The sequence below is a fragment of the Leptospira brenneri genome, from assembly GCF_002812125.1.
Taxonomy (GTDB): Bacteria; Spirochaetota; Leptospiria; order Leptospirales; family Leptospiraceae; genus Leptospira_A; species Leptospira_A brenneri.
Map to the genome: position 1 here is coordinate 192,491 of NZ_NPDQ01000003.1, position 23,003 is coordinate 215,493.

16 protein-coding genes and 1 tRNA gene are annotated in these 23,003 nt (G+C 37.8%); 10 read left to right on the forward strand and 7 right to left on the reverse strand.

Annotated features, from left to right (window positions below; genetic code table 11):
• Positions 1-3 precede the first annotated feature (3 nt).
• On the reverse strand, positions 4-474 hold the full coding sequence (locus CH361_RS07545) for a MarR family winged helix-turn-helix transcriptional regulator (protein WP_100790219.1): 471 nt from the start codon (positions 472-474) through the stop codon (positions 4-6).
• A gap of 139 nt (positions 475-613) precedes the next feature.
• On the opposite strand from CH361_RS07545, the gene CH361_RS07550 reads away from it, so the two are divergent.
• Entirely contained in the window at positions 614-1,048 is a 435-nt protein-coding gene (locus CH361_RS07550; protein WP_100790220.1) for a hypothetical protein, read from the forward strand.
• 615 nt (positions 1,049-1,663) lie between these two features.
• On the opposite strand, the gene CH361_RS07560 is transcribed toward CH361_RS07550, so the two are convergent.
• Positions 1,664-1,738 (reverse strand) — tRNA-Arg (locus tag CH361_RS07560).
• 18 nt (positions 1,739-1,756) lie between these two features.
• The gene (locus CH361_RS07565) at positions 1,757-2,599 is read right to left on the reverse strand and encodes a hypothetical protein (RefSeq protein ID WP_100790222.1); all 843 of its coding nucleotides are present in this window, start codon (positions 2,597-2,599) and stop codon (positions 1,757-1,759) included.
• 32 nt (positions 2,600-2,631) lie between these two features.
• Here CH361_RS07565 and CH361_RS07570 point away from each other — a divergent pair, with 32 nt between their 5' ends.
• The 3 genes from CH361_RS07570 to CH361_RS07580 all read left to right on the forward strand — a co-directional run bounded on the left by CH361_RS07570 (position 2,632) and on the right by CH361_RS07580 (position 4,544).
• Positions 2,632-2,988 (forward strand): HIT family protein, encoded by a 357-nt coding sequence (locus CH361_RS07570; protein WP_100790223.1) that lies wholly within the window; start codon positions 2,632-2,634, stop codon positions 2,986-2,988.
• Between the two features lie 63 nt (positions 2,989-3,051).
• Positions 3,052-3,807, forward strand: a complete 756-nt coding sequence (locus tag CH361_RS07575) for a polyphosphate kinase (RefSeq protein WP_100790224.1) — start codon at positions 3,052-3,054, stop codon at positions 3,805-3,807.
• Positions 3,804-4,544 carry a UDP-galactose-lipid carrier transferase gene (locus tag CH361_RS07580; protein ID WP_100790225.1) on the forward strand — a complete coding sequence of 247 codons (741 nt, stop codon included), beginning with the start codon at positions 3,804-3,806 and terminating at the stop codon, positions 4,542-4,544. The genes CH361_RS07575 and CH361_RS07580 overlap by 4 nt, the downstream gene beginning before the upstream one ends.
• A 249-nt stretch (positions 4,545-4,793) precedes the next feature.
• Here the strand turns inward: CH361_RS07580 and CH361_RS07585 are convergent, their stop codons facing one another.
• Together CH361_RS07585 and CH361_RS07590 are read right to left on the reverse strand one after the other, a co-directional pair.
• A complete protein-coding gene (locus tag CH361_RS07585) occupies positions 4,794-5,048 on the reverse strand; it encodes a hypothetical protein (RefSeq protein ID WP_100790226.1) in 255 nt (84 codons plus the stop codon).
• A 188-nt stretch (positions 5,049-5,236) separates the two neighbouring features.
• A complete protein-coding gene (locus tag CH361_RS07590) occupies positions 5,237-12,517 on the reverse strand; it encodes an RHS repeat-associated core domain-containing protein (RefSeq protein ID WP_165782232.1) in 7,281 nt (2,426 codons plus the stop codon).
• An 85-nt stretch (positions 12,518-12,602) separates the two neighbouring features.
• Here CH361_RS07590 and CH361_RS07595 point away from each other — a divergent pair, with 85 nt between their 5' ends.
• The 5 genes from CH361_RS07595 (at position 12,603) to CH361_RS07615 (ending at position 17,799) form a co-directional block, all read left to right on the forward strand.
• Positions 12,603-13,505, forward strand: a complete 903-nt coding sequence (locus CH361_RS07595) for an LA_3334 family protein (protein ID WP_100790228.1) — start codon at positions 12,603-12,605, stop codon at positions 13,503-13,505.
• Complete coding sequence (locus CH361_RS07600) at positions 13,505-14,878, forward strand: Kelch repeat-containing protein (RefSeq protein ID WP_100790229.1); 1,374 nt, start codon at positions 13,505-13,507, stop codon at positions 14,876-14,878. The genes CH361_RS07595 and CH361_RS07600 overlap by 1 nt, the downstream gene beginning before the upstream one ends.
• Positions 14,879-14,880: 2 nt before the next feature.
• Positions 14,881-15,450, forward strand: coding sequence for a hypothetical protein (locus tag CH361_RS07605; protein WP_100790230.1), 570 nt, complete (start codon positions 14,881-14,883; stop codon positions 15,448-15,450).
• Between the two features lie 409 nt (positions 15,451-15,859).
• Positions 15,860-16,849, forward strand: coding sequence for a PAS domain S-box protein (locus tag CH361_RS07610; RefSeq protein WP_100790231.1), 990 nt, complete (start codon positions 15,860-15,862; stop codon positions 16,847-16,849).
• Between the two features lie 134 nt (positions 16,850-16,983).
• Positions 16,984-17,799 carry a PhzF family phenazine biosynthesis protein gene (locus CH361_RS07615; RefSeq protein ID WP_100790232.1) on the forward strand — a complete coding sequence of 272 codons (816 nt, stop codon included), beginning with the start codon at positions 16,984-16,986 and terminating at the stop codon, positions 17,797-17,799.
• A 151-nt stretch (positions 17,800-17,950) separates the two neighbouring features.
• Here the strand turns inward: CH361_RS07615 and CH361_RS07620 are convergent, their stop codons facing one another.
• Positions 17,951-20,122 carry a CHASE2 domain-containing protein gene (locus tag CH361_RS07620; RefSeq protein ID WP_100790233.1) on the reverse strand — a complete coding sequence of 724 codons (2,172 nt, stop codon included), beginning with the start codon at positions 20,120-20,122 and terminating at the stop codon, positions 17,951-17,953.
• On the reverse strand, positions 20,119-21,345 hold the full coding sequence (locus CH361_RS07625; protein ID WP_100790234.1) for a M48 family metalloprotease: 1,227 nt from the start codon (positions 21,343-21,345) through the stop codon (positions 20,119-20,121). Before CH361_RS07625 ends, CH361_RS07620 begins: the two co-directional genes overlap by 4 nt.
• A 99-nt stretch (positions 21,346-21,444) precedes the next feature.
• Here CH361_RS07625 and CH361_RS07630 point away from each other — a divergent pair, with 99 nt between their 5' ends.
• A complete protein-coding gene (locus CH361_RS07630) occupies positions 21,445-22,995 on the forward strand; it encodes a hypothetical protein (RefSeq protein ID WP_100790235.1) in 1,551 nt (516 codons plus the stop codon).
• Positions 22,996-23,003 lie beyond the last annotated feature (8 nt).

Sequence of the window (23,003 nt, forward strand, 5' to 3'; positions counted from 1 at the left end):
TCCTTATTCAATTGGGTTTGTATTTAATTTATGTAGTTCTGCGAGTTTGATGAGTGTTTTCATAAGAAACTCCCTTTCGGTTTTCGAAAGCCGGGAAAAAAAAGATTCGTCGTTTTCATCAGCCACTTTGGATAGTTTTGGAATGAGTTTTGTAGCTTGGGATGTTAGCTGAATGTCCTGGTAACGACGATCGCCTACAGATTCCGCTCGAGTCACAAGGCCTTTATGCAAAAGACGATCAATCAGTTTAGAAACAGCACCGCGCGTGAGTCCAGTCATCTCTGCAATTGTACTCGGAGCTGTATTTTCCTCTTTGGCATACATCTCTCGAAGAATGACCCACTCCGCGACAGTAACATCGAAAGAACTAAGTTTTTTTGCAAAGGAATGGGAGACCGCATTGGAAACGATGCGCAAACGATATCCGATATGGGATTTTAAATGGCTAGGGTCTAAACTTTCCTTTTTGGACATACAAAGAATATAGTTTCCTAGGAAACTATTGTCAAGGAAATTAAATATTAAAATGATACCTTACAGAAGATTTTTAGATTTTAGAATTGAATAGGCTACAGAATCCTGTGATTAGAATATCTGTTTTGAGAGAGAAGAAATGAACCATCCATTTACCAAAAAACAAACAGTGATTTTTTCCATTTCCCTTGTGATATCGATGATCGGCTTCAAACTATTATTTGCGAATTTTTGGAACAAAAATTCCTCCTTTGAAGATTTACTTCAATCGACGGCTAATGATATCAATCGAAATTGCCCACAAACAATAGACAAGGATACTAGACTGGACAACGTCGCGGTTTTTCCCAACAAACGTTTCCAATATAACTATAGTGTCATTGCCTATTCTGCTTCCGAAATTGACATTCAGGTCTTAGAAAAAAATCTATACCCAGTCATTTTGAATTCAATCAAATCAAACCCCGACATGAAACTCTTTCGTGATCATGACGTTACACTTGTATATTCCTATCGAGATCGAATGGGAAATTATATTTTTTCTATGGAATTCAAACCAAGCGACTATAAGTGATGATAATCTATTTTTCTTTGGATTTGCCCGGAACATACTAATGTAAGATACTAGAAATTAAAGTTTGATAGGAAACAATGATTCCAATGGCTTTTGTTTTTAAAAGGATCTCTCGCCTACGATGCGAAAGGGATATGGAGGGCTTGGTCTGGCGGAGCCAGACGGGAGCGAAACGCGCACCCCGAAGTAGCCCGACCCGGAAAACAGGAATGATGAATCGCCTAGCGGTAGAAAGATTTCTATAAAAATAAGGTCCGGGATTCGCCCACAAAGGCATTGGATCAGATTCATTTTTGATGGAAAGATGCCTTCTTAACGGTGAAATAGAATTCAAGTTCAGATGACAAAGATTAGTTGGTATATTTGATACAAGCTTCGCAGAAAGGAATTTGAAAAGTTTTTTCCTGGTGCCTAAAGGCAGGGAATCGACCTCGCCGCTGCCAACACTTCCTGTGTTGCCTACGCTTTGAGGCACGGCTTTGTTCGTCGCCTCCCATCCGGGTCGGCTTGTCCAAACCATTGCTCCCTATGGGTCGCAACGATTTGGCTCACAAAACTGTTCGATCCCCGACTTTGGTTTGTTAGTTGGATTTTGTTTTTTGGATTAGAAAAATTTGGTGCCCCAGGAGGGAATCGAACCCCCACTGTCGGTTCCGAAGACCGATGTTCTATCCGTTGAACTACCAGGGCATGGTGATAGATGTATTGTCAGGATAGAGGGGCGCTGTCATCGGGCAAATGATTTTTTGGTAAAGAAAGGCTCATACGAATGATATAACCCGAAAGAAGGATGGTCCACCCTATCAGAAAGAATCGAAGGAATAAGAAAATATAATAAATAGGTTTTGGTTTTCCGGGAATCATAAAGATGGTCAGGTCATTTGCTGTGACAATCTGAGAGCCGGGAATTTTTTTACGGATTGAATCAAAGGCTTTTCGAAAGTCACCCAACCTTTCGGAAGGATCCAAACGAAAGTCATTGGTGTAACGAAGTGAACCTTCATCCCCAAAGGCATAAAAATGCGATTCCCAACCAAGAAAACTAAACTCCGCAGGGAGAGAACCAGGAGGGTTTTTTAGGAAATAATAGAGAGTTCCCCCTTCGTAAGAAAAGGAAGGAATTTGGCCTTCCAACCTGAGTTTTTCTTTGCTAAACCCATCTTCGTAAAAATCGGACCAGTCCCCCCATTGGTAAACAGTTCCTGATTCTTCTTTCCAAAGAAAACCACCGAGGCTCGGAAGTGATTCCAAAGCAGTTTCCAAAGATCGAAACTTGGCATTTTTTGACTGAACGTCCGATTTAGAAAGACTTAAGGAACGAAGGGAATTTTTCAATTGGATGCGTAAGTCTCGGAGTTCTGCAGCATTGGATTCAAGGACACGTTTACGAATTTCAGTTTCTTCTTTGCGGAAGGGATTTGCAAACACAACGTCAGAAATAGAATACATCATTTCCGTAAGTGGATCTGTGGAATCAAGTTTCGTTTGGGCAAACAGATTTTGACTGCTTACCAAAGATAGGAATAAAACAAACAAAAAATAGATTCTCATCCCTTTACCTATCGGCCAAACTGGGAAGAATGATGAACTGTCCTATCTGCGAAGCGCATAAAAATAAATCAGAAATTATCTTCCAAAATGAGGATTGGGTTCTTAGGAAAGCTGACCAAAACCTAGAAGGATATTTGTATTTAGAACATAAGGAGCATGTCGACTCCTGGTTTAACCTGACAGCGACGGCTTTTGAAAATTATGGTCGTGCCCTCCACAAAGGTACTGAAATTTTAAAAACATTCCAACCAGAAAAAATGTATTTTGTGGCCATAGCAGAAAAAGTTCCTCATTTACATGTACATCTCATTCCTCGTTATGAAAACCAAGAGAAAGGGATAGATCATATCGCAAAAGCAACGGGGCCGGGTTTTCCAAAACCCATGTAGGGTCTTTAAGAGAATTAAAAAAAAGACTAGGTTTTTTTAAATTCGTTTCTAGGATTTTTATTTGTGATTTTAGAGAGACATCCCACAAACCAAGTTCCTAAATATGCAGCAAGTGATCTCACTGACCTCCAAGAACGTTTTTTCCTTTTACAAAGAGAAAGTTCCAAACAGAAAATTGCTCATATCTTTCTCATCGAAGGGTTTGCCTCCACAGGGAAAGGATCCATATTACAATCGTTAACTATAAGACTTGATCCAAGAAAATTCAAAGTTCATTCTCCTTATGTAGACCAATCGGAAGATAGAGGATATCCTTTTCTTTGGAATTTTTGGAAAGTGGTTCCACGTTACGGTGAATTATTATTTTATCTAAATACTTACTACAGTCGTTTGGCCTATCTTCGATCTGAAAAAAAAATCAAACTTGCAGAATATGACCAGAGGTTACTTTCCATTTTAAATACAGAAAGAATTCTCTCAAAAGATAAAGTCATTGTTCACAAATTCTTCTTACATATTTCCAAAAAGGACCAAAAAAAACGTTTAGAAGATTCCAAAAAGAAAAAAAAGGAATGGGAACTTTCTCCCTTTGACAAAGACCAAGGTGAACATTACAACCGTTACTTTGAAATTTTTGATTCGATCCTGAGTGCTTCTCGAACGATCGACTCCCCTTGGCAAATCATCTATAACGAAAAAAAAGAAGAAACCAAACTCCTTGTTTTCGAAGCAATCATAGAACGACTGGAAAGAGTTTTACAATTTGATTCACGGGAAGCCCTACATTCAATCAATCACGGAATGGAGCTTATCCCATGAAATCCAATGATTCACAAACTCGAATCCTCCATCTAAACCAATTAGATAAATCGCAAAAACTAACGGCCGATGAATACCAGACGAAAATGAAGGTATTAAAAAACAAAATCCGCGATCTGACATTTCTTGCCAAAGCAAAAGACAGGCCCGTTTTGTTTGTTTTTGAAGGTTGGGACGCTGCTGGGAAAGGTGGAGCCATTCGCCGCCTAACACAGGAAATCGATCCAAGACTATTTGAAGTGCATAATATTGCAGCCCCAAGTTCCGAAGAAATCCAACACCATTATCTTTGGCGATTTTGGAACCGAATTCCCCCAAAAGGTCATATTGGAATTTTTGACCGTTCTCATTATGGTCGTGTCCTTGTGGAAAGAATCGAAGGTTTTGCCTCCGAATCCGAGTGGTCCCGCGCTTACGAAGAAATTTTACTTTTTGAAGAACAGTTGGTGAGTTTTGGAACCATTATCCTTAAGTTTTGGCTTCATATTGATTCCGACGAACAATTGTTACGATTTGAATCCAGAAAAAATGATCCCCTCAAACGATGGAAACTCACGGACGAAGATTGGCGTAACCGAGACAAATGGACTCTCTACGAAGAAGCAGCCAACCAAATGTTTCAAAAAACCGATGCACCGAGAGCCCCCTGGATTCTAGTCCCTGCCAATGACAAATACTTTGCAAGGGTTATGGTTTTAGAAACGGTTGTGAAAAGATTAGCGGAAGAATTGGAGTGATTTTCTTTGGGGCGAGTCCCGAACTTTAAACATCAAAAACAATCATTGCTGTTTGGCGGTAACATTCTTTTTATCTCTCGGGAACGGGCCACTCTGGGGTCCGCGTTCGCTCCCGTCTGACCAAGCCTGACATGTCCCTCTCGCAGGGGATTAGCTTGGGAACGAAAAGCGGTCGAATTGATAAAAGAATCTAATAACGTTCACAAATGAAATTCTTGATACAAAAACCTACTGCATTTAAACCAAGATTTAGAAATTAGTGTTTCGTTCCACCGGAACTAAAGACAACAGACAAAAGGAGATTTTCAAATTTTCGTTGTCATTAATTCTAGAAGTATATTCTTCTTGAGTAATGCGCCCTGCTTCGAATGCATTACGATGCCTAAGATTGAAATTCTCTATTACTGCTGCCATTTCAATGCATGCTTTTGGATTTTTTTCTTTTTCAGGTGCACACACGCAAGTAAATAAGATAAATACCATACAGATAATCTTTTTTATCATTCTTTTATATACCTTTGATTTCCTACAGAAAAGTTATTTGCAATTCGCTTTATAATAAAATCCTCAAATTCTTAAAAAGTTAAGAACCTTTATTAATGATGTTAATTTAAAAAATAGTTCAAGAGATATTATTTAATTTCTCTTCTCACGTTCATTACTGAAAATCAAGAGTTATAAAATGACTCCTTTTAAAAATAAGTATGTTTTATTTTTAACCAATTCGCTTTATACCTACCACTTCTTACAAAAAAGGCTGTTTTGAAATTCTTATCAGCCACAAATGCGCAACCAACTCCCATCGGACCAAAACATCCCGTTTTCCCTACAAATGCAGCAGCATCACCGATTTTCCATTTATTGGCTCGGCTTAAGTCATACCCCATACCTCTTAGATTACCATAGAAAGAGTATAATGGAACACCGATTGCAAACGTCAAAACATCACTCGCATTTAATTTACTCGGCCGACTAAAAGCCTTAAAACTATCTTTTACAAATTCATTAGCACCTCGAGAATGACGACGGTCATCACCTGGCCCTTGAAACTCTAATAAAGATGTCGATGCTGAATCATCATGTGTTTGCGAGACTTTATCCATTGGACTTTTAGGAATAGTGCGCACCAAAGGGGCAACTATAAATGCAAAAAATAATGTTCTACTCCATAATTCTTCCTGGCTTAATCCACTCTTTGTAGCTTCAGAGTATGCAAGAAATCCAATAAAAAAAGATACTAATGCTGAGACAACTTTACTCTTATCTTTATTGAAAAAATCTGAAAAAGCATCTTTGTTTCCATTCCCACTATAATTATGACCTGGTGTAGCAAAAGAACCCATTTTATTCTTAAAATACCTCTCAAAAACATACCAGACGAATACTTGAGACTCAAGGAAAGTTCCGTCATCCACCTCATTCCCCGTATAATCCGTCTTAGACAGTGGATTCCCATCCACATACATCTGCCGGTTCATTCCGTTTGGTTTGTTTGGAAATGTCATTCCGTCATTACTCAGAAACCTTCCTACCATCGGATCATAGTATCTGGCTTTGTAATAGGAAAGCCCACTTTCTTTGTCCTCTTCTTGGCCTGTGTATTTGAACTTCACGATATCGGGACCATACGAATCGGTTCGGAGTATTTCTCCATAAGGTTTATAACTAATATGAGACTTGCCTCCTCTTTCCCCGCCAGCAAGGGCGTTTCCATGACCATCGGTGATCATGGTGATACTTCCTAAATGGTCTGGATGGAAAAAAAACATTCCTGACACTCGGGAAGATTCAGGAGAACTGGAGCCGCCATTGTTTCCGCCTAGATTGATAGGCCCTCCGACAGAAGGAGTGTCCACAGGTACAGAAGCCGCTCCTAAGATCCAAATGGGTACACCCGATTCTGACTCGGCTCCTTCAAAAAGCAAAGGGAAACAACCAGCAGTCGTTGTAAATGAGAAGATCAGTAACATCCCTCCACTCACATAACGAAGAAATAACGATCTCGTATTCCCAAAAATACTAACAAAAAAAGGAGAGTATCCAAAACCAGGAACCACTTGCGTTGTATTTGGTTCTAAACCCTTTTCTCTTCCTTTATGTACCAAGTAAACTAGCAGGAAGAACACAATCACCCAAGGAAGCATTCTGTGACCAGATAACAGATATCCCTCGGAATATACATTGGTTCTTTCTCCCATTTCTTTGAGTACATAGGTAGCTAGGGAACCAAGGCTTTGTCCACAACCCACATCTGTCAAAGTACAAAGGGTTTGGTTCCAAAGAGAATTTACAGAAGAGACAGATTGGCTAAGAATCGCATCCGTTCTTGTGTATTGAGACACGAGATCGTTGTCATGGCTGTAAATATAAAGAGTATGTTTGTCACCTTGGCCGGGTGTGCGAACAATTTCATATAAATTATTAAAGTTGTATGTAGTTGTCCCAGCATTCTTTAATGATTTTTTGATACGGTTTCCAGAATACTCATAATCATAATCAAACCTATCCCCATTTTCCGTATCAATGGATGCAATTTTTCCAAGTGCATTGTAGAGAATTTGATCTCCATTTCTGGATGTCATATTACCCACAGAATCGTATACATAATTCATGGTTCCCGTATTCGGACTATTCACACTGGTTGTTGCATGGATATGGTTAGGGTTAGAATAACTATATTGGAATGCCCCTTTCTTTAAAAGATTTCCATTTTTTGCATACGTATACACTTCCTCGCCATACTTTCCATTGGCTTTGATGATTCGATTTAAGTGATCATATTCAAAAACTTGATTCCTTGATTCATTGAGAAGGTCTGTAATAGATTGAATATTCCCTCGCACATCATAGGCCAATTTAACAGACTGCTCTACCGTTTGGTCTTTCAAACGAGTGACATAGGATTGAATCCGATTTCGATTCTGATCATAATGGATTTGAGTCGTTACCCCATTCCCGGTTTTTCTCTCCATTTGGATTAGGTTGTCTTGGATTTTGGGGCCTTCATAACTCACAACCGTATGATTCAAACTAGACCCATCATGAGAATCAATGGTGACTAATGATTTTTGGCCTATTAGATTATAATAATTTTTAATGACTGTTCCATCAGGATACTTTACTGATTTAATTCGATCAAAGTCATCATAAGTTCTCTCAAAAATTATAGAAATATCGTCGATACTTCTTCTTTCCGCAATGACATTTCCCTTATGGTCATATTTATATTCTGTAATACCTGACTGATCACTGACTCTTGACAAATTTCCGATTACATTGGAACCAGAAATCGAGTTTGCAATATCAAATTCAAACGCGATCGTTTTTTCATTGGCAGGTAATTGTTTTGTCATACGACCGAGGCCGTCGTATTCGTATTTGATGGAAACTCCTCTTTGGTCAATTTGTTCAGTGAGTTCTCCGGCAATGTTATAGAAATATCTCGTTTCCCCAGAATTGGAGTCGGAATAACTCTTTTTCTTGCCAGCTATATCATACGATATATTCGTAATCCCGTTTCCAGGATCGGTAATTTTAGTTAGTCTGTCCGCATAATCAAATTCATACTTTAAGGTTTCGCCTTGAGTCACTCTACGAATCACTCGGTCCCAAGCATCATTTACAATTTCCTCTGTTTTAATGACCTCAGAACCATTTTTAGTCACCATACTAGTAGAATGGAGTTCATAGTTTATTTCTGTTACCTCTCCTGTAGCAGAAATAACTTTCTTCGGCCTTTCTTCGGAGTCTTCCGTGGTATCATAATAAAAAATGTAGCTTTTACCCGAATCAAACCCCTGGAAATAAGGTTTTGATCGCTCTATCTCCCTACCCTTTTCATCAAAAACCAACTCTTCAACTAACAACTGATTGTTATCTGCAGAGGATTCTTTTTTTGTTTGTTTCCCTTTTAGATTTGTAGTTGTTTTTACCCAAATATCTCCTTCCGGAGCATGTGATATATTTTTGACAATGGCATTGGAACCTTCCAAGGAATATTCAATGGATTCTAAATGTTCTCCATTAATTACCGATTTTTTCTTTCTACCATATTCATCATAAGAATATTCAATAAGGTTTCCATTGTGGTCTTTTTTCGACAAAACCTGGTCGGTTCTTGGGTCATACTCTACTTCTGACTTCTGACCAAGCGCATTGGTAGTAGATGTTGCCTTGGAACGAGTGATGTCATTGTATGTATAATGAATGGTACGACCAAGGGAATCAGTTGCAGACAATACATTCCCCAAGGAATCATAAACAAAGTATTTGCTATACCATTGGGAATTACCGGTGAGCTTACTTTCACTAATAACATCCTTCCCGCTATAAGTCCATTTGGAGTGCTCCGCTAATTGTCCAGAAATGGTAATCACCTTTTCTACCATTTGAGCCTTAATATTCATAGCTGCGTTGGACTGGTACGTAATATTAGTTTGTTTTGTCCTTCCGTTCCAATTTTCTGTGATGGAAACTGGTTCATAACTATATTCACTAGAATATCCATAACTAGCGGTCACTTCATCCTTCAACATGGAATTCCAATAGGTTTTATTAATTTTGGAATTCAAAAGTACTAAACGCGTTTTGGAATGGGGTTGAATTATTGTATAATTATTTTCTTCTTCAGAAAGCAAATTTCCATTACGATCCGCAGTTGCTTGATAAACCACCATTCCTGTCAAATCAGGGTTATGAGAATACTTTGTTGTTTCTACAGTATCTAAAACACCGTTGATGTAACTCGATTCGTGGATCATCTCAAAGGATAAATCTGTATTTGTTTCCAGATCTCCCGGTTTGAATCGAGTGTTAAAATAAGAATATTCTTGTTTTTCTAATGGATAACCTAATGCCAGTTGACTAGTAACTGAGCGAACCAGTAGATCGGGCGAAAAATTTGGTAAGGAAGTAGAATAATTTGCCCCAGTCTTCGCCACTGCTCCGGAAAAATTTTTCTTCCAGTCGTATTGAATTTTTGATTCTGCCCCATCTATATTATTAGTCAGCCTTACAAGAATTCCTCCAGTAGCTGCCGGTGAATTAGATACGATTTGTTGCGTAGTTAATTCTAATCCGTATTGGAAGTACATATCGGCGATCCCATCATAGTTCCTATCTTCAAAGGAAGAAGAGTGAATTTGACTGGATGGTAAGGAAAAAGCTGACTGGTAAGTAAAATTACCGTTTCCATTTCCCTGATAGATATGAAAATTCTGAGTATCAAATTCTTTTATGACGATATCCAAATTTGAATCTTCATTAACATCAACCATATCAAAACTAAAATATTTTGAACTATTCGGATCTTGGTGCTCTAAAAATTTATCCGGTTTAATGACCGTATTTATATAAGTTGATTTTGGGTCGGAAACATCAAATCCATCACCATAGTTAAATAAAACATTTACATAAGAACTTAACTCATATACATTTTGAGTTCCATAATCAAATGGGTTGGTATGGCTATTTTGATTTGTTAAAGTAAGTAAATCAGGAAGTCCATCCCGATTTACATCGACAATCCAGTTTTTACCAATGGCACCAATAATATTTTTGGGTAGTGGGTAAGATTTTTGACTTAACGTGTTGGATTTTAAATCAAACTTAGTTACAAAAAATGAGTAAGATGCGCCGCTTAAGTCAATATTTCTTAAATAAGAAATCAGATGGTCCACTTCATTATTTTGCCTTCCCATTAAATCACTAAGCACAACTTCAAAATATTGTTGGTCGATGAATTCTTTTAATGTATTTAATTCTGAAGTAGTCGCAGTACCCGGACGGCTTAATAAGTCATAATACAATGCCCGACCATTTGGATGAATTACATTAGCAAATGCTCCTTCAATATCAAAAATAATGCCAAAATGGATGATAATTATGCTTGCCGCAGCATCCTGATATTCCGGATAAAAACGTACCACATCGGCACCTTGATTCACCATGTTTACGATCAATTGTTTATAATGATTATTTCTCGCTTCTGCCTGGTTTACTTCATCTTTATGGCGCATCCTCATTGCAATCAAGCTTCCTTGCTCTGGAGGAGGATTGACATTCACAATCTGAACATGTTCCGGCATTCCATCCCCATCAATATCAGAAAACTGATTCAATCTATGGGCAATGAATGGATTTGTTTCTATTGTTTCGTGAAGAATACTCGTAACCCCACCAAGTGAGAATTGTTTTACCGGGGCAAAGCTTCTACCTTGAGAAAGGTAGACGTAGACGGTATTAGTATCAAGATGAATAAAATCAGCCCTTCCATCACGATTGATATCCACGGCATAATCTCGAGGTTTTAGATTATTAGTTTGTGTCATATTCTGCGAATATGGCTCAAGATAGACATTCGAATACCTAGTTGGGTTTCCAAGACTTACTCCGTCTGAATAAGAAACATACAATACTCCGTCTTCCTCGAAAAGAAAATCGGTTCTGCCATCTCCATCGATATCGGCTAAGTCAAAATAAGTATTGTACTTCATTGGAAAAATTGGAGAAGCAGAGGTAGAATTATTTTTAAAATCGTTTGTTTTTAGATAGGCCTGATTTAAGTCCGCTCTTCCCAAAATTCTAGTATATTCTGAAATTCCATCACCATCAATATCTGTAGGAAGAGTGACCTTGTTTGGCATCGGCGATCCATGCAAACAATACTCGTGCGAAAAGAAAGCATAATCCAAACAAAACGCATCCACCCAAGGATTTGTTTTTGGATATAAAGTTGACCAAATACAAGAAATGAATCCGAGATCACAAGCAGGTCTGTTTTTATTCCCTAACGGGACTCGAGCAATGAATTCCGTTTCAGGATAATACTCGTTCACATCTACTTTCAAAGCATCAAAATTAAAACTATCTCCTGTCCCACCAGGCATTTTGTTAAGAAACGGAGGACGTATCTTGTTGAACAATTTTGTGATCTTAACCTGAGATTTAGGGGGTTGGCTTGCCTTCATGCTCAGATAAGCATAGATCACTTGTTTTGCGAATTGTAGAGTCCTGTTTTCAACATCCGCCTTTGCCGAAAACCCCAAATTTAGAGTCTGACTACTTCCAGAAATTAGTTTTTTATCAATACCATCATGACTTGGAGCATATTCGAATTCCAATGGCCTATGAGTTGCTAAGGACAAAAGGTTATCTTTTTCAAATTCAATTTTAACTAATAGACTTTCTTTCGTTTTAGCATCAACATCATAAGTAAACTCGTAGCTGTGAACATGCGAGTTATCAGAATAGAATTTAATTCTTTTTAATCTCCAATCTTCTTCCGTTAAATCCTTTTCGGTGTATTCTTTTGTATAATCTGATCTTGTTTCATAAGCAAATTTGATGTAGCGGACACCACCAGCATAAGTGATTTTATCAGGATATAATTGTCCTTTTCTCGAAATCCATTCGAACCGAACGGTTTCACCGTTCAAATCACGAATTTCGGAGATCCCCCACGTTCTCACCCCGCCATTCAATGCAAAGAGTTGAGCCCCTGAACCGCCATAGGTATACTGAACCCCCTCTTTATCAAAGGCCTTAAATTCTAATGGCCCTTTGCCGGATTCTCCTTGAGGGTAAAAGCTAAAAAAAGATTCATTTTTTGAATAAAATGTGCTTCGATCTGCACTCCCTGAAACCAACTGGCCTAATTCAGAAGAATAGAATTCGTCTTTGGAAGAATAATTCAGACCGTAGGACGGATCGCGTTTGATAAAAGGAATGCCAGCTAAACTCCAACCTTTCCCTAAAAGTCCATTTGGAGAACCAGAATTATAGTTTAACTTTAGTTCAGGTGTTAAATCAAGAGTTCCTTCTGGAATTTCCAGCGGTATTTCAAAGGCAGCATTACCACCATGATCAACATCGACAACTGGCATTGGTAATGGAAGTTGATTTGAAAACTGGAAATTGAATAAAAATAAAAAAACAGAAAGAAGAATAACAACTGATAGAGCAATTTTTCGCATAACAACAACATTTACCATTTTTTATAATATTTCTTGCCAGTTTAGACCATTTCAATAAATTCTGTCAACAAATACTCGTTAACTAATGAAATTAAATTTTAAACTCCATAAATACGTTACAATATTCTTATTTTTGCTATCATTAGATCTGAACTCAGTTCAAATTCAATTTTCCAATGGGAATGTTTATCATGCAACGTTCATCTCTGATGACTCTCATCATTTGTTTGTTAAATATAGGGGAAAAGATTACAAAATTCCAAAGAAAGAAATAGAAAACTTTGATATTTCAAATAATTCTAATATAGATTCTTCTTATTCGCTTTCTACGTTTAGATTAAGAAATGGTAGCAGAATTCGTGGATTAATTGCCGAAGAAAAAAAAGATGAATTCATTGTAAAGACAGAGTTAGGGTTTTTAACAATTCTTAAATCAGAAATACTACCCCCTACTCCATCTAAATCAGAGAATCCTGATTTTCCAGAAGAGTATCTTTCCTTTGATAAAGAAAACAACCAAACAACTGTCGGCTTATCACTGTTTTTACTACCAACCTACTCTCCGTTATCCAAATACCACCCGCTACTAGAAGGTACTTCGATTTTTGTAGAACCGGCATTTTTAAAATGGAATTCAAATTGGCAAGTAGGCTTTAAGATGGAACATTTTCGTTCAAATGGTAACGGAGAAAGTTTTTCGATTCAGACTGGTAATATTTATGGCCTCTATTCTAGAAAGTTCAATAATAATGAACTACTGAATTTTTATAGTTCCTTGAGTTTGGGTATTGGCCAGGTAAATTATAGAACAAATGATGGTGATGTTTTTGGGGGAAGAAATAGTTCATTTGGTTTCGATATTGGATGGCAAGGACTTAAATTCTCCAATTCTCTAATCAGAATTGGATTAAAAAACCAATGTTTTATTGAAACCAAAGATCTCTTCTGTGGGTCAGGGTTAGAGATTCAAGGTGGTTGGGTTTTCTAATGAAAAAAAGTTTATCAATAATAGCAATTCTGAATCTAATATTTTCCATAAGTTGTTCACAAAATCCAATAACAGGTGGGATCTCTAAAGATGAAATCAAAGTTGAATGGGTAGGTGTTGGCGGGATAAACGAAACTTCCGCAATTGTAACATGGAAGTGTTCATTCGAAGCTGTTGGATTTTTAAATACCTCAGGACCAAATTTTTCTCGCTTAGATACAACAATTCTGAAATCAGAAATTCATGCCTTACCTATTTCTGGTTTAACAAATAACCAAAATTATCAAGTCATTCCTTCTTGCGGTGCATCGGAACAAGGATTAGGTTATCCTATCGGATTTAGAACCACGTCAAGCCTAAAAACAATCTACGAAAGGAGCATTTGGCTTGTTGGTGGAATCGGAGTTGACAATAACCCCATTGGTCCAATCGATTATTATGATCCAATTGCAAATACTTGGTCGCAAACTGTTACTAGCATTCCGACTCCACGTGTTAATGCCCAAATCGTCAGCCACAATGGGAAAATATTTATTATTGGGGGAATGACTAAATCTGCTGGAGTTTATTCAGTGAGCCGACTTGTAGAAGCATACGATCCCATTGCCGGCACTTGGCAACAATATGATGACATTCCTAACACCGTACAAGGAGGTATCGTTGGCTCCATTGGTGAAGAAATTTTTGTAATAGGTGGTACAACTAGTTTAGATATGACGACAGGAACCGTTTTAAATACAGTATACCAACTTCGCCCCGATGTCACTAGTGGTGGCAGCTGGTCAAATTATACGTCTAGTACATCTATTTTTGGAAGAATTGATATGAGTGCTTGTACATATTCAGGAAGCATTATATATTCTGGAGGGCGATTTTATCAGGATGGATTAGCTTATGCAACAACTGATGCTTACACTCCTTCGTTAAATTCGACAACAGGGAAAATTGAAGCTTCAATTTCTCTGGCCAGACATGGTGCAGCAGCTAGTTGCTATAGACCAAAACCAACTGATCAATATAATACTGACCCACCAATCTATTTTATCGCGGGAGGCTCCACTGGAACCAATATTTCTCAACCTGTAACATCGATTACACCTTCAAACAGATTTGAATTTATGGGTTTAACCGGTTCTTCAAACTCATTTACAACTGGATCAAATTTACCAGAAAACTTATATGCACCAGCTATGGAAATTGATTATGCAAATAGAGTTCTCTATTTATTCGGTGGGGCAACCTCAATCAATTTACCAACCAACAAAGTTAGAACTTTAAATCTAGACAATCCGGGTAGTAACTCATGGGTTGAATCAACTTCACTTATGCCAAGAGCCAGGTTTGGCCACCAAGCCATCATTTTAAATAGGTAATTATGCGATTTTTATTGATCTTGTTATTATTGAATTTACCAATCTTTTCAGAAGAAAAATTAGATGAAGACGTCCTTCTATACAGAAAAGCCATTCGAGAACATCAATTTGATAAGGCAGAAAGCATTTTTCGAAAACTTGGGAATGACGGACTTTCAATTCCAAATCTCGAACTTTTAGAAACGGAACTTTGGATTGAAAAGGGAGAATATTTATATCAACAAAAACAATTCAAGTCAGCCTTCCCTTTTTTTAAAGATGCTTACTTTCGATGGCGCACAAACCAACTCGTTAATGAGCGATACAGAGAGCTTAATTCAACAATTTTGACTGATGTAGTTTCCGAGAACAAACCGGTAAACAACAAAAACCAACAACAACCAATTGTGGATTTATCGCTAATATCAGAGTCCACCCAACAATTAAATCAAAGTTTATATTTGATTAAGGAAGAAATAAAAGAAACGAAACACGAAATCAAATTAATAACAAAACAGATTACAATATTCACGTATTTGATAATCTTCAATATTTTTATCTTAACCGGATTATTCTTTTTGAGAATGAAATAAATATTTTAAACATGTTAAAATGTAGCTAATAGCTTTATAAGTACACCTTCACAATACCAGATATTTAAAATCTGGATCAGAATATATAAGTATCAACGTTTGGCCAAAAAACGCAAAATCCTCAAAGAAATGAAGAAAAAAATATGAATGTTACAATTACAATCTTTATACAGATTTATTTTTAAGAAATTCACTTCTTGAATCATCGATTTTTTGGCAAAATCCATTAACATGCACAATCCTTAGGACACAAATTAATTAAAAATAGATCAAAAAGAACTTAAAATGGACATCATTATTCTTATTCACATTTAATGCATGAATTTAAGTGAAATAATCGTTTGAACAACTTACCAATCTCTATTATTTTCTAGTTTACGAAGGCCTTGCACTGCTAAGGATATTCCCAATGAATGCAGATGCATCGATCAATTATGCTCAAATCATTATGGACAATTCAACGGATGCCATTCTGCTGATTGGTCTCGATCACTCTGTACTTGCTTACAATCAAAATCTCCAAGATACAATTCTAGCATATTCTGGAAAAATTCTAAAAGCTGGAGATAACTATTTAGAATTTCTAAATAAAGAGGATACAATCGTTTTTTTAGATATGTTCCAAAGGTGTATCAATGGTGAAACCGTAACCATAGAAAGGATCGAGGAACTAAACCAAATTCCTGTTTGGTTTGAATTCAAATTAAATCCAACTTATGATAAGGACAAAAATCTTTTAGGAATTTGTCTTCGAGGTAAAGACATTGATACTAGAAAAAAAATGCAAATGGCACACTCCGAAAGCGAGGAGAAGTTCAGAAACTTAATCGAATCAGCACCTAACTCCATTTTAATAGTGGATACATCTGGAAAAATTGTCCATTGCAATATAGAAACAGAAAATACCTTCGGCTATCATAAAGAAGAGCTGATCAACCAATCAGTGGAACTTCTTGTACCACTCCGCTATAGATCTGGCCATGACCATTTAGTGTCTGGATACGTCCAAGCACCGAGACCGATGCGAATCGGAAAAAACCAAGTTACATCAGCAATCAGAAAAGATGGGAAAGAAATTTTTGTCGAAATCAGTTTAAATAGTTTCGAAGTCAATAAAACCAATTACGTTTCGGCAATCATCGTTGACATCACAGAAAAAATTCAAATTGAAACAAAAATCAAAGAACAAATTCAAGAATTAAAAGAAATTGCCAGGATCCAATCTCACGAAATCAGAAGGCCTCTTGCCAATATTTTAGGGCTTTTAGAACTTCTGGAGTCCAAAATGACAGAAGAAAAAAGAAACGAAATCCATTCCTATTTACGGAAATCAGCAAATGATTTAGATGAATTGGTTTATGATATTGTCAAAAGAAGTAGTCGATTTAGCATACTTTAACGAATCAAAAAACAGCCTCTTTCTATAGCGTATTAAGATTGATTTACAGAATATATAAAAATCCCAAAACTGTATACTTACAATTTTTTTAACTGTATACTTACAGTTTTAACTTCTTCCTGTAAAATAATTTTATGTACGAAACGATCTATATCATTGATGCTTTTACCAATCAATTATTTTCAGGAAATCCAGCGGCTGTTTTGGTTCTAGACTTTTGGCCAAACGAGGATTGGATGCAAAAAATTGCTTTGGAAAATAATCTTTCTGAAACTGCCTTCGTTGTTAAAGAAGGTAAGGACTACAGAATCCGTTGGTTCACCCCTACCGTGGAGGTGGATCTTTGTGGTCATGCCACACTTGCTTCCGCATTTGTTTTAAAGAATTACCGCGGAGAAACCAGGGATCATTTTCAATTCCTATCTAAATCTGGCATTTTACCCGTATCCATAGAAAACGAAATTATCTATTTAAACTTTCCCACTTATCTAGATTTGCAAAAGAACCAAAAGATAAACCCAAATCAATTGGTTCCCATTCTCGGGAAAGCTCCCATCGAAATTTGGGAAGGAAAAGATACAATTTTTCTCTATTCCACATCCACTGACATCGGCGCATTGGCACCCGACTTTTCTAAACTAACGGAGATACCAACAAACCGAGGTTATATTGCCTTATGGATCAATGAATTGAATGATGATAAAAAATCAGATTATGAATTTCGATTTTTTGGTCCGGGAATGGGGATACCAGAAGATCCCGCCACCGGTTCTGCCCACTGTAACCTTGCACCCTTTGTTTCGAAAAAATTGCAGAAACAAATTTTCAAAAGCCACCAAAAATCAAAAAGAGGTGCCGAGTTTTATATCGAAGACCAAGGTGATAGAGTATCCATTGGGGGAACTGCTGTTTTGTATCTAAGAGGAGAAGTGGCAAAGGCCCCAAATTAGTATTAGGCCTTGCCAGCGATTGCAGCGGATATCCTTTCCCCAAGGGAAAGATAGGAGCGAAAAGCGCGGTCGCAAGACCAGGATGAAACAATCTTTCACATAACAATTGCGAGGCGCCAAACGAAAAGAAAAACTTTTGATCAAAGGAATCTTATTTAGAAGTTCTTGTGAATACCCCATCCCAACCATCAGCGGGAGGATTCTTAAATAATGCCTGACACCTTTTGATCAAGAGTTGGCTTGGAACGTCTTTATATCCAAAAACACTTGAGACCTTTTCAAAACTTCCAATGGCTTTTTCCCATTCTCGATTCAAATAAAACTGAAACCCTTGTTTATAGATTTCTTCTGCTTCGATGATTTGAGGAGTCAGATCAGAAACATAGGAAACCAAACTATAAATTTTAACCGGAGCCTCTTTTCCTTTCACACGAATCCAATCTAAAAACCGAAAATGAAACTCATCTTTACAAACGGATTCGATACTTTCAGAAACTAGAATCGAAGTTCCATAATCTTTAGCCGCTGCTTCTAAACGCGCTGCTAAATTGACCGTATCTCCCATCATTGTGTAGGAAGCGAGACTATCAGTCCCCATGAATCCAACCTTAGCTGGTCCACAATTGAGTCCAATTCGAAACTTCATTCCCCTCGCAGTCTCAGTGTAATCTTTTTTTTCATTCCAAATAGATCGTAAAACCTCAAGTTCAGTGACCATCGCAAGGGCGGCTGTGCAAGCAAGTCTCGGATGATCATTATTTTGAATGGGTGCACCAAAAATTCCAACGATGGCATCCCCAATGTATTTATCCAAGGTTCCTGAATTGGCTTTTAGAATTTTTGTCATCGCAGAAAGATATTCATTTAACAACCTTGCTAAATCACTGGCACTGAGTTCTTCACTGATACTGGAAAATCCTGCCACATCAGAAAAAAAAGCCGTGATTTCCCACTCCCCTCCTTTTTTTAAGGAATCCATATTCTCGAGGGCTTCGCTCACAACACCCGGATCGACTAAGTTCCGTAAGATGTTATTAAATTTTCTTTTTTCCTTTCCTTCCGTATAAGTAAGGTAAGCAAAACCGATCAAATAGGATAAAGGGAAACCAATCACAAACGAAGAACTAGGAAGAACCAAATCCAGTCGGTATAAAAAATAAAAAGAGCCAACAAAAATACCAATGGCAAGAACAGGATAAACGTTTCTCAAAAAATGCCACTGGTTGACAAAAAGAATGATCACTCCAAACATCAAAATAAAAAGAGTAAAACTGATTCCCCAAATTTCAGGAAGTTCCGTCAGTAGATGTCCCTCGGTCAAGTTCGAAGCAAACACTGCTTGGGCAATCACTCCCGGGAAAAGTCCATGAGGAGTGACCACATCATCATGAGTGGCTGCCGCTGAAGTTCCAATTAACACAATTTTGTTTTCAAAAAAAGTAGGAGGAACCAGAAGTTTTTCAGGATCCTCTACCTCGTTTGCGTTCAATTGGTTCAAGGATTCAATGATCCCGGCAGCAGAGTAACGAGGGATGTTTCGTAGTTCCTCTTCGGTATAAAAATAAGCACGGACAAGACCATCCTTGCCCAAAGGAACTTCCCTCGTGACCCCATCCTCTCTTCGAATCCGAAATCGTCCTTCCTTCCATTCTGTTGAATAAGACTTCCCAGAAACAAATGCCTGTAATGCGAGTGTTGGATAGTGTTTGTTTTTCCAACGAGTGAAAGGAGTAAACCTCCGAAGGATTCCATCGGTATCGGAAATGACATTCACCACATGAATCATGGGAGCTGTTTCACCCACAGCCCCGATCGGAAAAGATGCGTTTTCATAACGTGGGAATGGGGTATCCGATGGTAACGATACATTAAATTTTTCAGCAATATCTTCTTCGTCTTTCCTGGTAAATACATATCCACCGTTACGAAAATTGGCTGCATGGGAAATTTCACCTAAACTCTGATTGGCGGCCACGAGTGCCTCATCATAATCAGACCTTTCCGTAAACATAATATCAATGATTGTAATTTTGGGTGGAGTGAGAAGTTTCGTATAACCAATGAGTGTGGGATAAATATTTCTCTTCCAGGGCCATTGCCCAAGTTCGGGATGATCAGCATATTTTGCGATACTTTGTTCATCAATATCAATGATCACAATGTCTTTAGAAAAACGATGGTGGGTCGGAAGGATATGGAATAAACTATCCGATAACTTTCGATTCAAAGTATTAGAAAAACCAAAAAGAGAAATTACTGCCAAAATGGCCCCAGGAACGATGACCATTAAAAAAAATGGAAAAAGATATTTTGTTTGTTTCATGGTTTGAGTTTAGATTTAAATTCACTCCAACGATCTTTGAGAAAGGGAACATTTTCGGGAGTGGCGGATGATTCAAAAAATACAAGTTTGGCGATTCGAATTGTGGTATCAGGATGAGTTTTCTTAAAAGAATCTGTCCCTTCTGACTTTGAAATTGTATTTAGAAAATTAGAAAGACCAACGGGAGAAAATCCAGCTTGGCTAGTGAGACCAACGGCCGCTTCATCTGCCTCTAATTCCAACTTCATATCTCTTCCTGTTTCAAAGAGTTGTTTTTCCATTTCATCCAGAAGGGTTGAAGTAGCAGCATTCACAACTTCGCCACCAGGAGGAGCCAAAAACCCGGAGAGAATGTCTAAAAATACATTTGATTGTTTGAATTCTCCATTATGAAAGAGAACAATGTGTCCCATTTCATGGCCAATGATACCAGCAAGTTCTGCTTCAGTTTGGACTTTTTTAAGACTCCCAGTAGTTAAAAAAATAAACCCACCAGGACAAGCAAAGGCATTTACCTCTGGTGTATCGATCACACCCACACGAAAACTTAAATCCTTTCTAGAGGATACAGAAGCCAAACGAGAGGCAACCGAATTAAGATAACTAGTAAGTTCTGTATCTTTTACTAGCGGGTATTTTTTAAGTAACCTAGCCGCTAGAGAACGTCCGACTTTCACTTCGGCCTTAGTTTCCGAAAGAACCTCTAGTTCAGAATTAGAATATACTGAATTTTTAATACTGCTATTTTCTTCTTTTAAATTTGTTTTATCAGAAGGATATCCTAAATGAGTGAAAGGGACCGACTCAAGCCAACGTAAAGACTCAAAATCATAAAGTTCTCCCTCCCCGCGAACACGCATCTTCTGTGTTTCCGAAAGCCCACGGGCCGCTGCTGTTTTTGTAAAATCGGAAGCTCTTTGTCTTGCCACAACTGCTTCAGAGGAATTGGATGTGATGCCTAGTTTAATTTGGTTTCCCGGAGGGAGAGGTGATACAAAGAGTTTGGATACCCATCCGGAACGGTTCTCCGCCCTCACCTGAACAAAAAGTCCTTGTTCACTTACAGGAAACAAAGCATCCCCCATTTGCAATGGAAACCCATCGGCACTGAGTTTGGGTTGGGAAAGGAGTTTGGCCTTTGTGCTTTGTACGTATACATTGCCCTTAGCCATCAGTGTTTGTGCTAAAAAAAGAAACAAAAAGGTGTGAGAAAGAACTCTCATGCAATAAATTATGTTTTTCACTCATAAGTTGAAAACTCTTTTTTTATAGAAAGACTTTAGAATTGACATTTCCTTTCGCATTCTTGAAATGAACGCGTGATGCATCATCTTTTCCTAATATTTCTTCTGTTTTTCTTCGCCTTTACTAGCTGTAAAAAGGAAAAAGATGAAAGTAATTCACTTTCTGCATTGGTCTCTCGTTTTCTTATCAGAAGTTTACTAAACTCTAACATCAATTCAGAACTTCCATCAAATCTAAGTGTTGCGGTGCCACGTTCCATTCGTAAACCATCCTCTGGTCTGGGTGCCTCCCTTGGTAAAACTAAAGTTGCTAAACTTAAAAGGACTGCCTTCTCTTCAAAAGGAATTGCTCAGGATACTTTTGATTATGGTTTTACGGGACAAGCTTTTCTTACAGAAGGAACTTCTATTGTCTCCGAAATCCTTCGTGATTCCAAACGAGACTTAGTGCTCATCAGTGGCGCTTATAATGTTGCAAAAGCAAGTCCAGGGGTTTGTGTTCCCGGAGGAACTTCTAGTGTAAGTATTACGCAGTCTATGGAAAATGAATTCCTTGAAGGGATTGAACGACTTGGCCTTAGTCCAGAGGAAGCAAGAGGAGAACTAGCCAGTTTACAAAATGAAGGAATCCTCCCATATATCGGACAATCCGTACCCACACCTGCGATGGTATTCAAAACACTATCCAATAACGAATATGATACGGAAATTTCTTATTCTTTTGCAGAATCAATTGGTACACCACAACCTTGTCCCGCAAACAATAAATTTCAAAAAAGTCTAAAATTCAAATCAGACAAAACCAAAATTTTCAGCTCGATCACTCGTTCTCTTAAGGTATTTGGAATTTCTCTCACTGTGGAAGGATCCATCACTTACATAACCCAAGCAGGAAAAAAAGACAAAGCCATCTTAAATATCAAACAAGTCACAACCACTTCAGGAAGCACTGATAAATCAACAACAAGGTTTACTTTTGAGGAATGTGATAATGATACAAATGCCAATGCCAACAACTGTGTCACGTTGAGTTATAGTAATGTCTATGATAGTTCAGGCGACAAGGTAACCACTACTGTTAAGGGAAAATCCAATGATTTTGGTGGTTATGTGACCACCGAATACATAGACAATAACATTGGTTATGAATATTATTTAGAAGAAACCTATGATGAAAATGGGGATACTGGTTATTTTGCTGTAGATTATTATGATACAACCGATTCTTCAAACGATGAGTATGAGGAACTCGGTTATTTTGATTACGATCTCTATGGCGAATTTTACGAAACGGGTGCTTATGCCTATCAATTCGAATGGGATGTATTTGTAGATTTTAATTCAGCTCTTCCAGGCGGAGGAATTGGCGTTGGTGCCGGCTTTACAGAATACGATGCCTATGTGATTATGCCGGCAGGAGTGGATCCGAATGTTTATCCCGATGAATATATCGGTTGGGGAGAATTCTTTAATAATGTCAATAGTGGCGGCCCAGTCTACTATGTTGATTTTTACGGCACGGCAGATCAGGTGGCCTCTTCCGTTGTGTGGCGCTACACCATCGATGCAAATGGAAACGAAGTTTATGTAGGCTCTCCTACCATAATCAATACAATTTACCAACTTTAATCATAAAA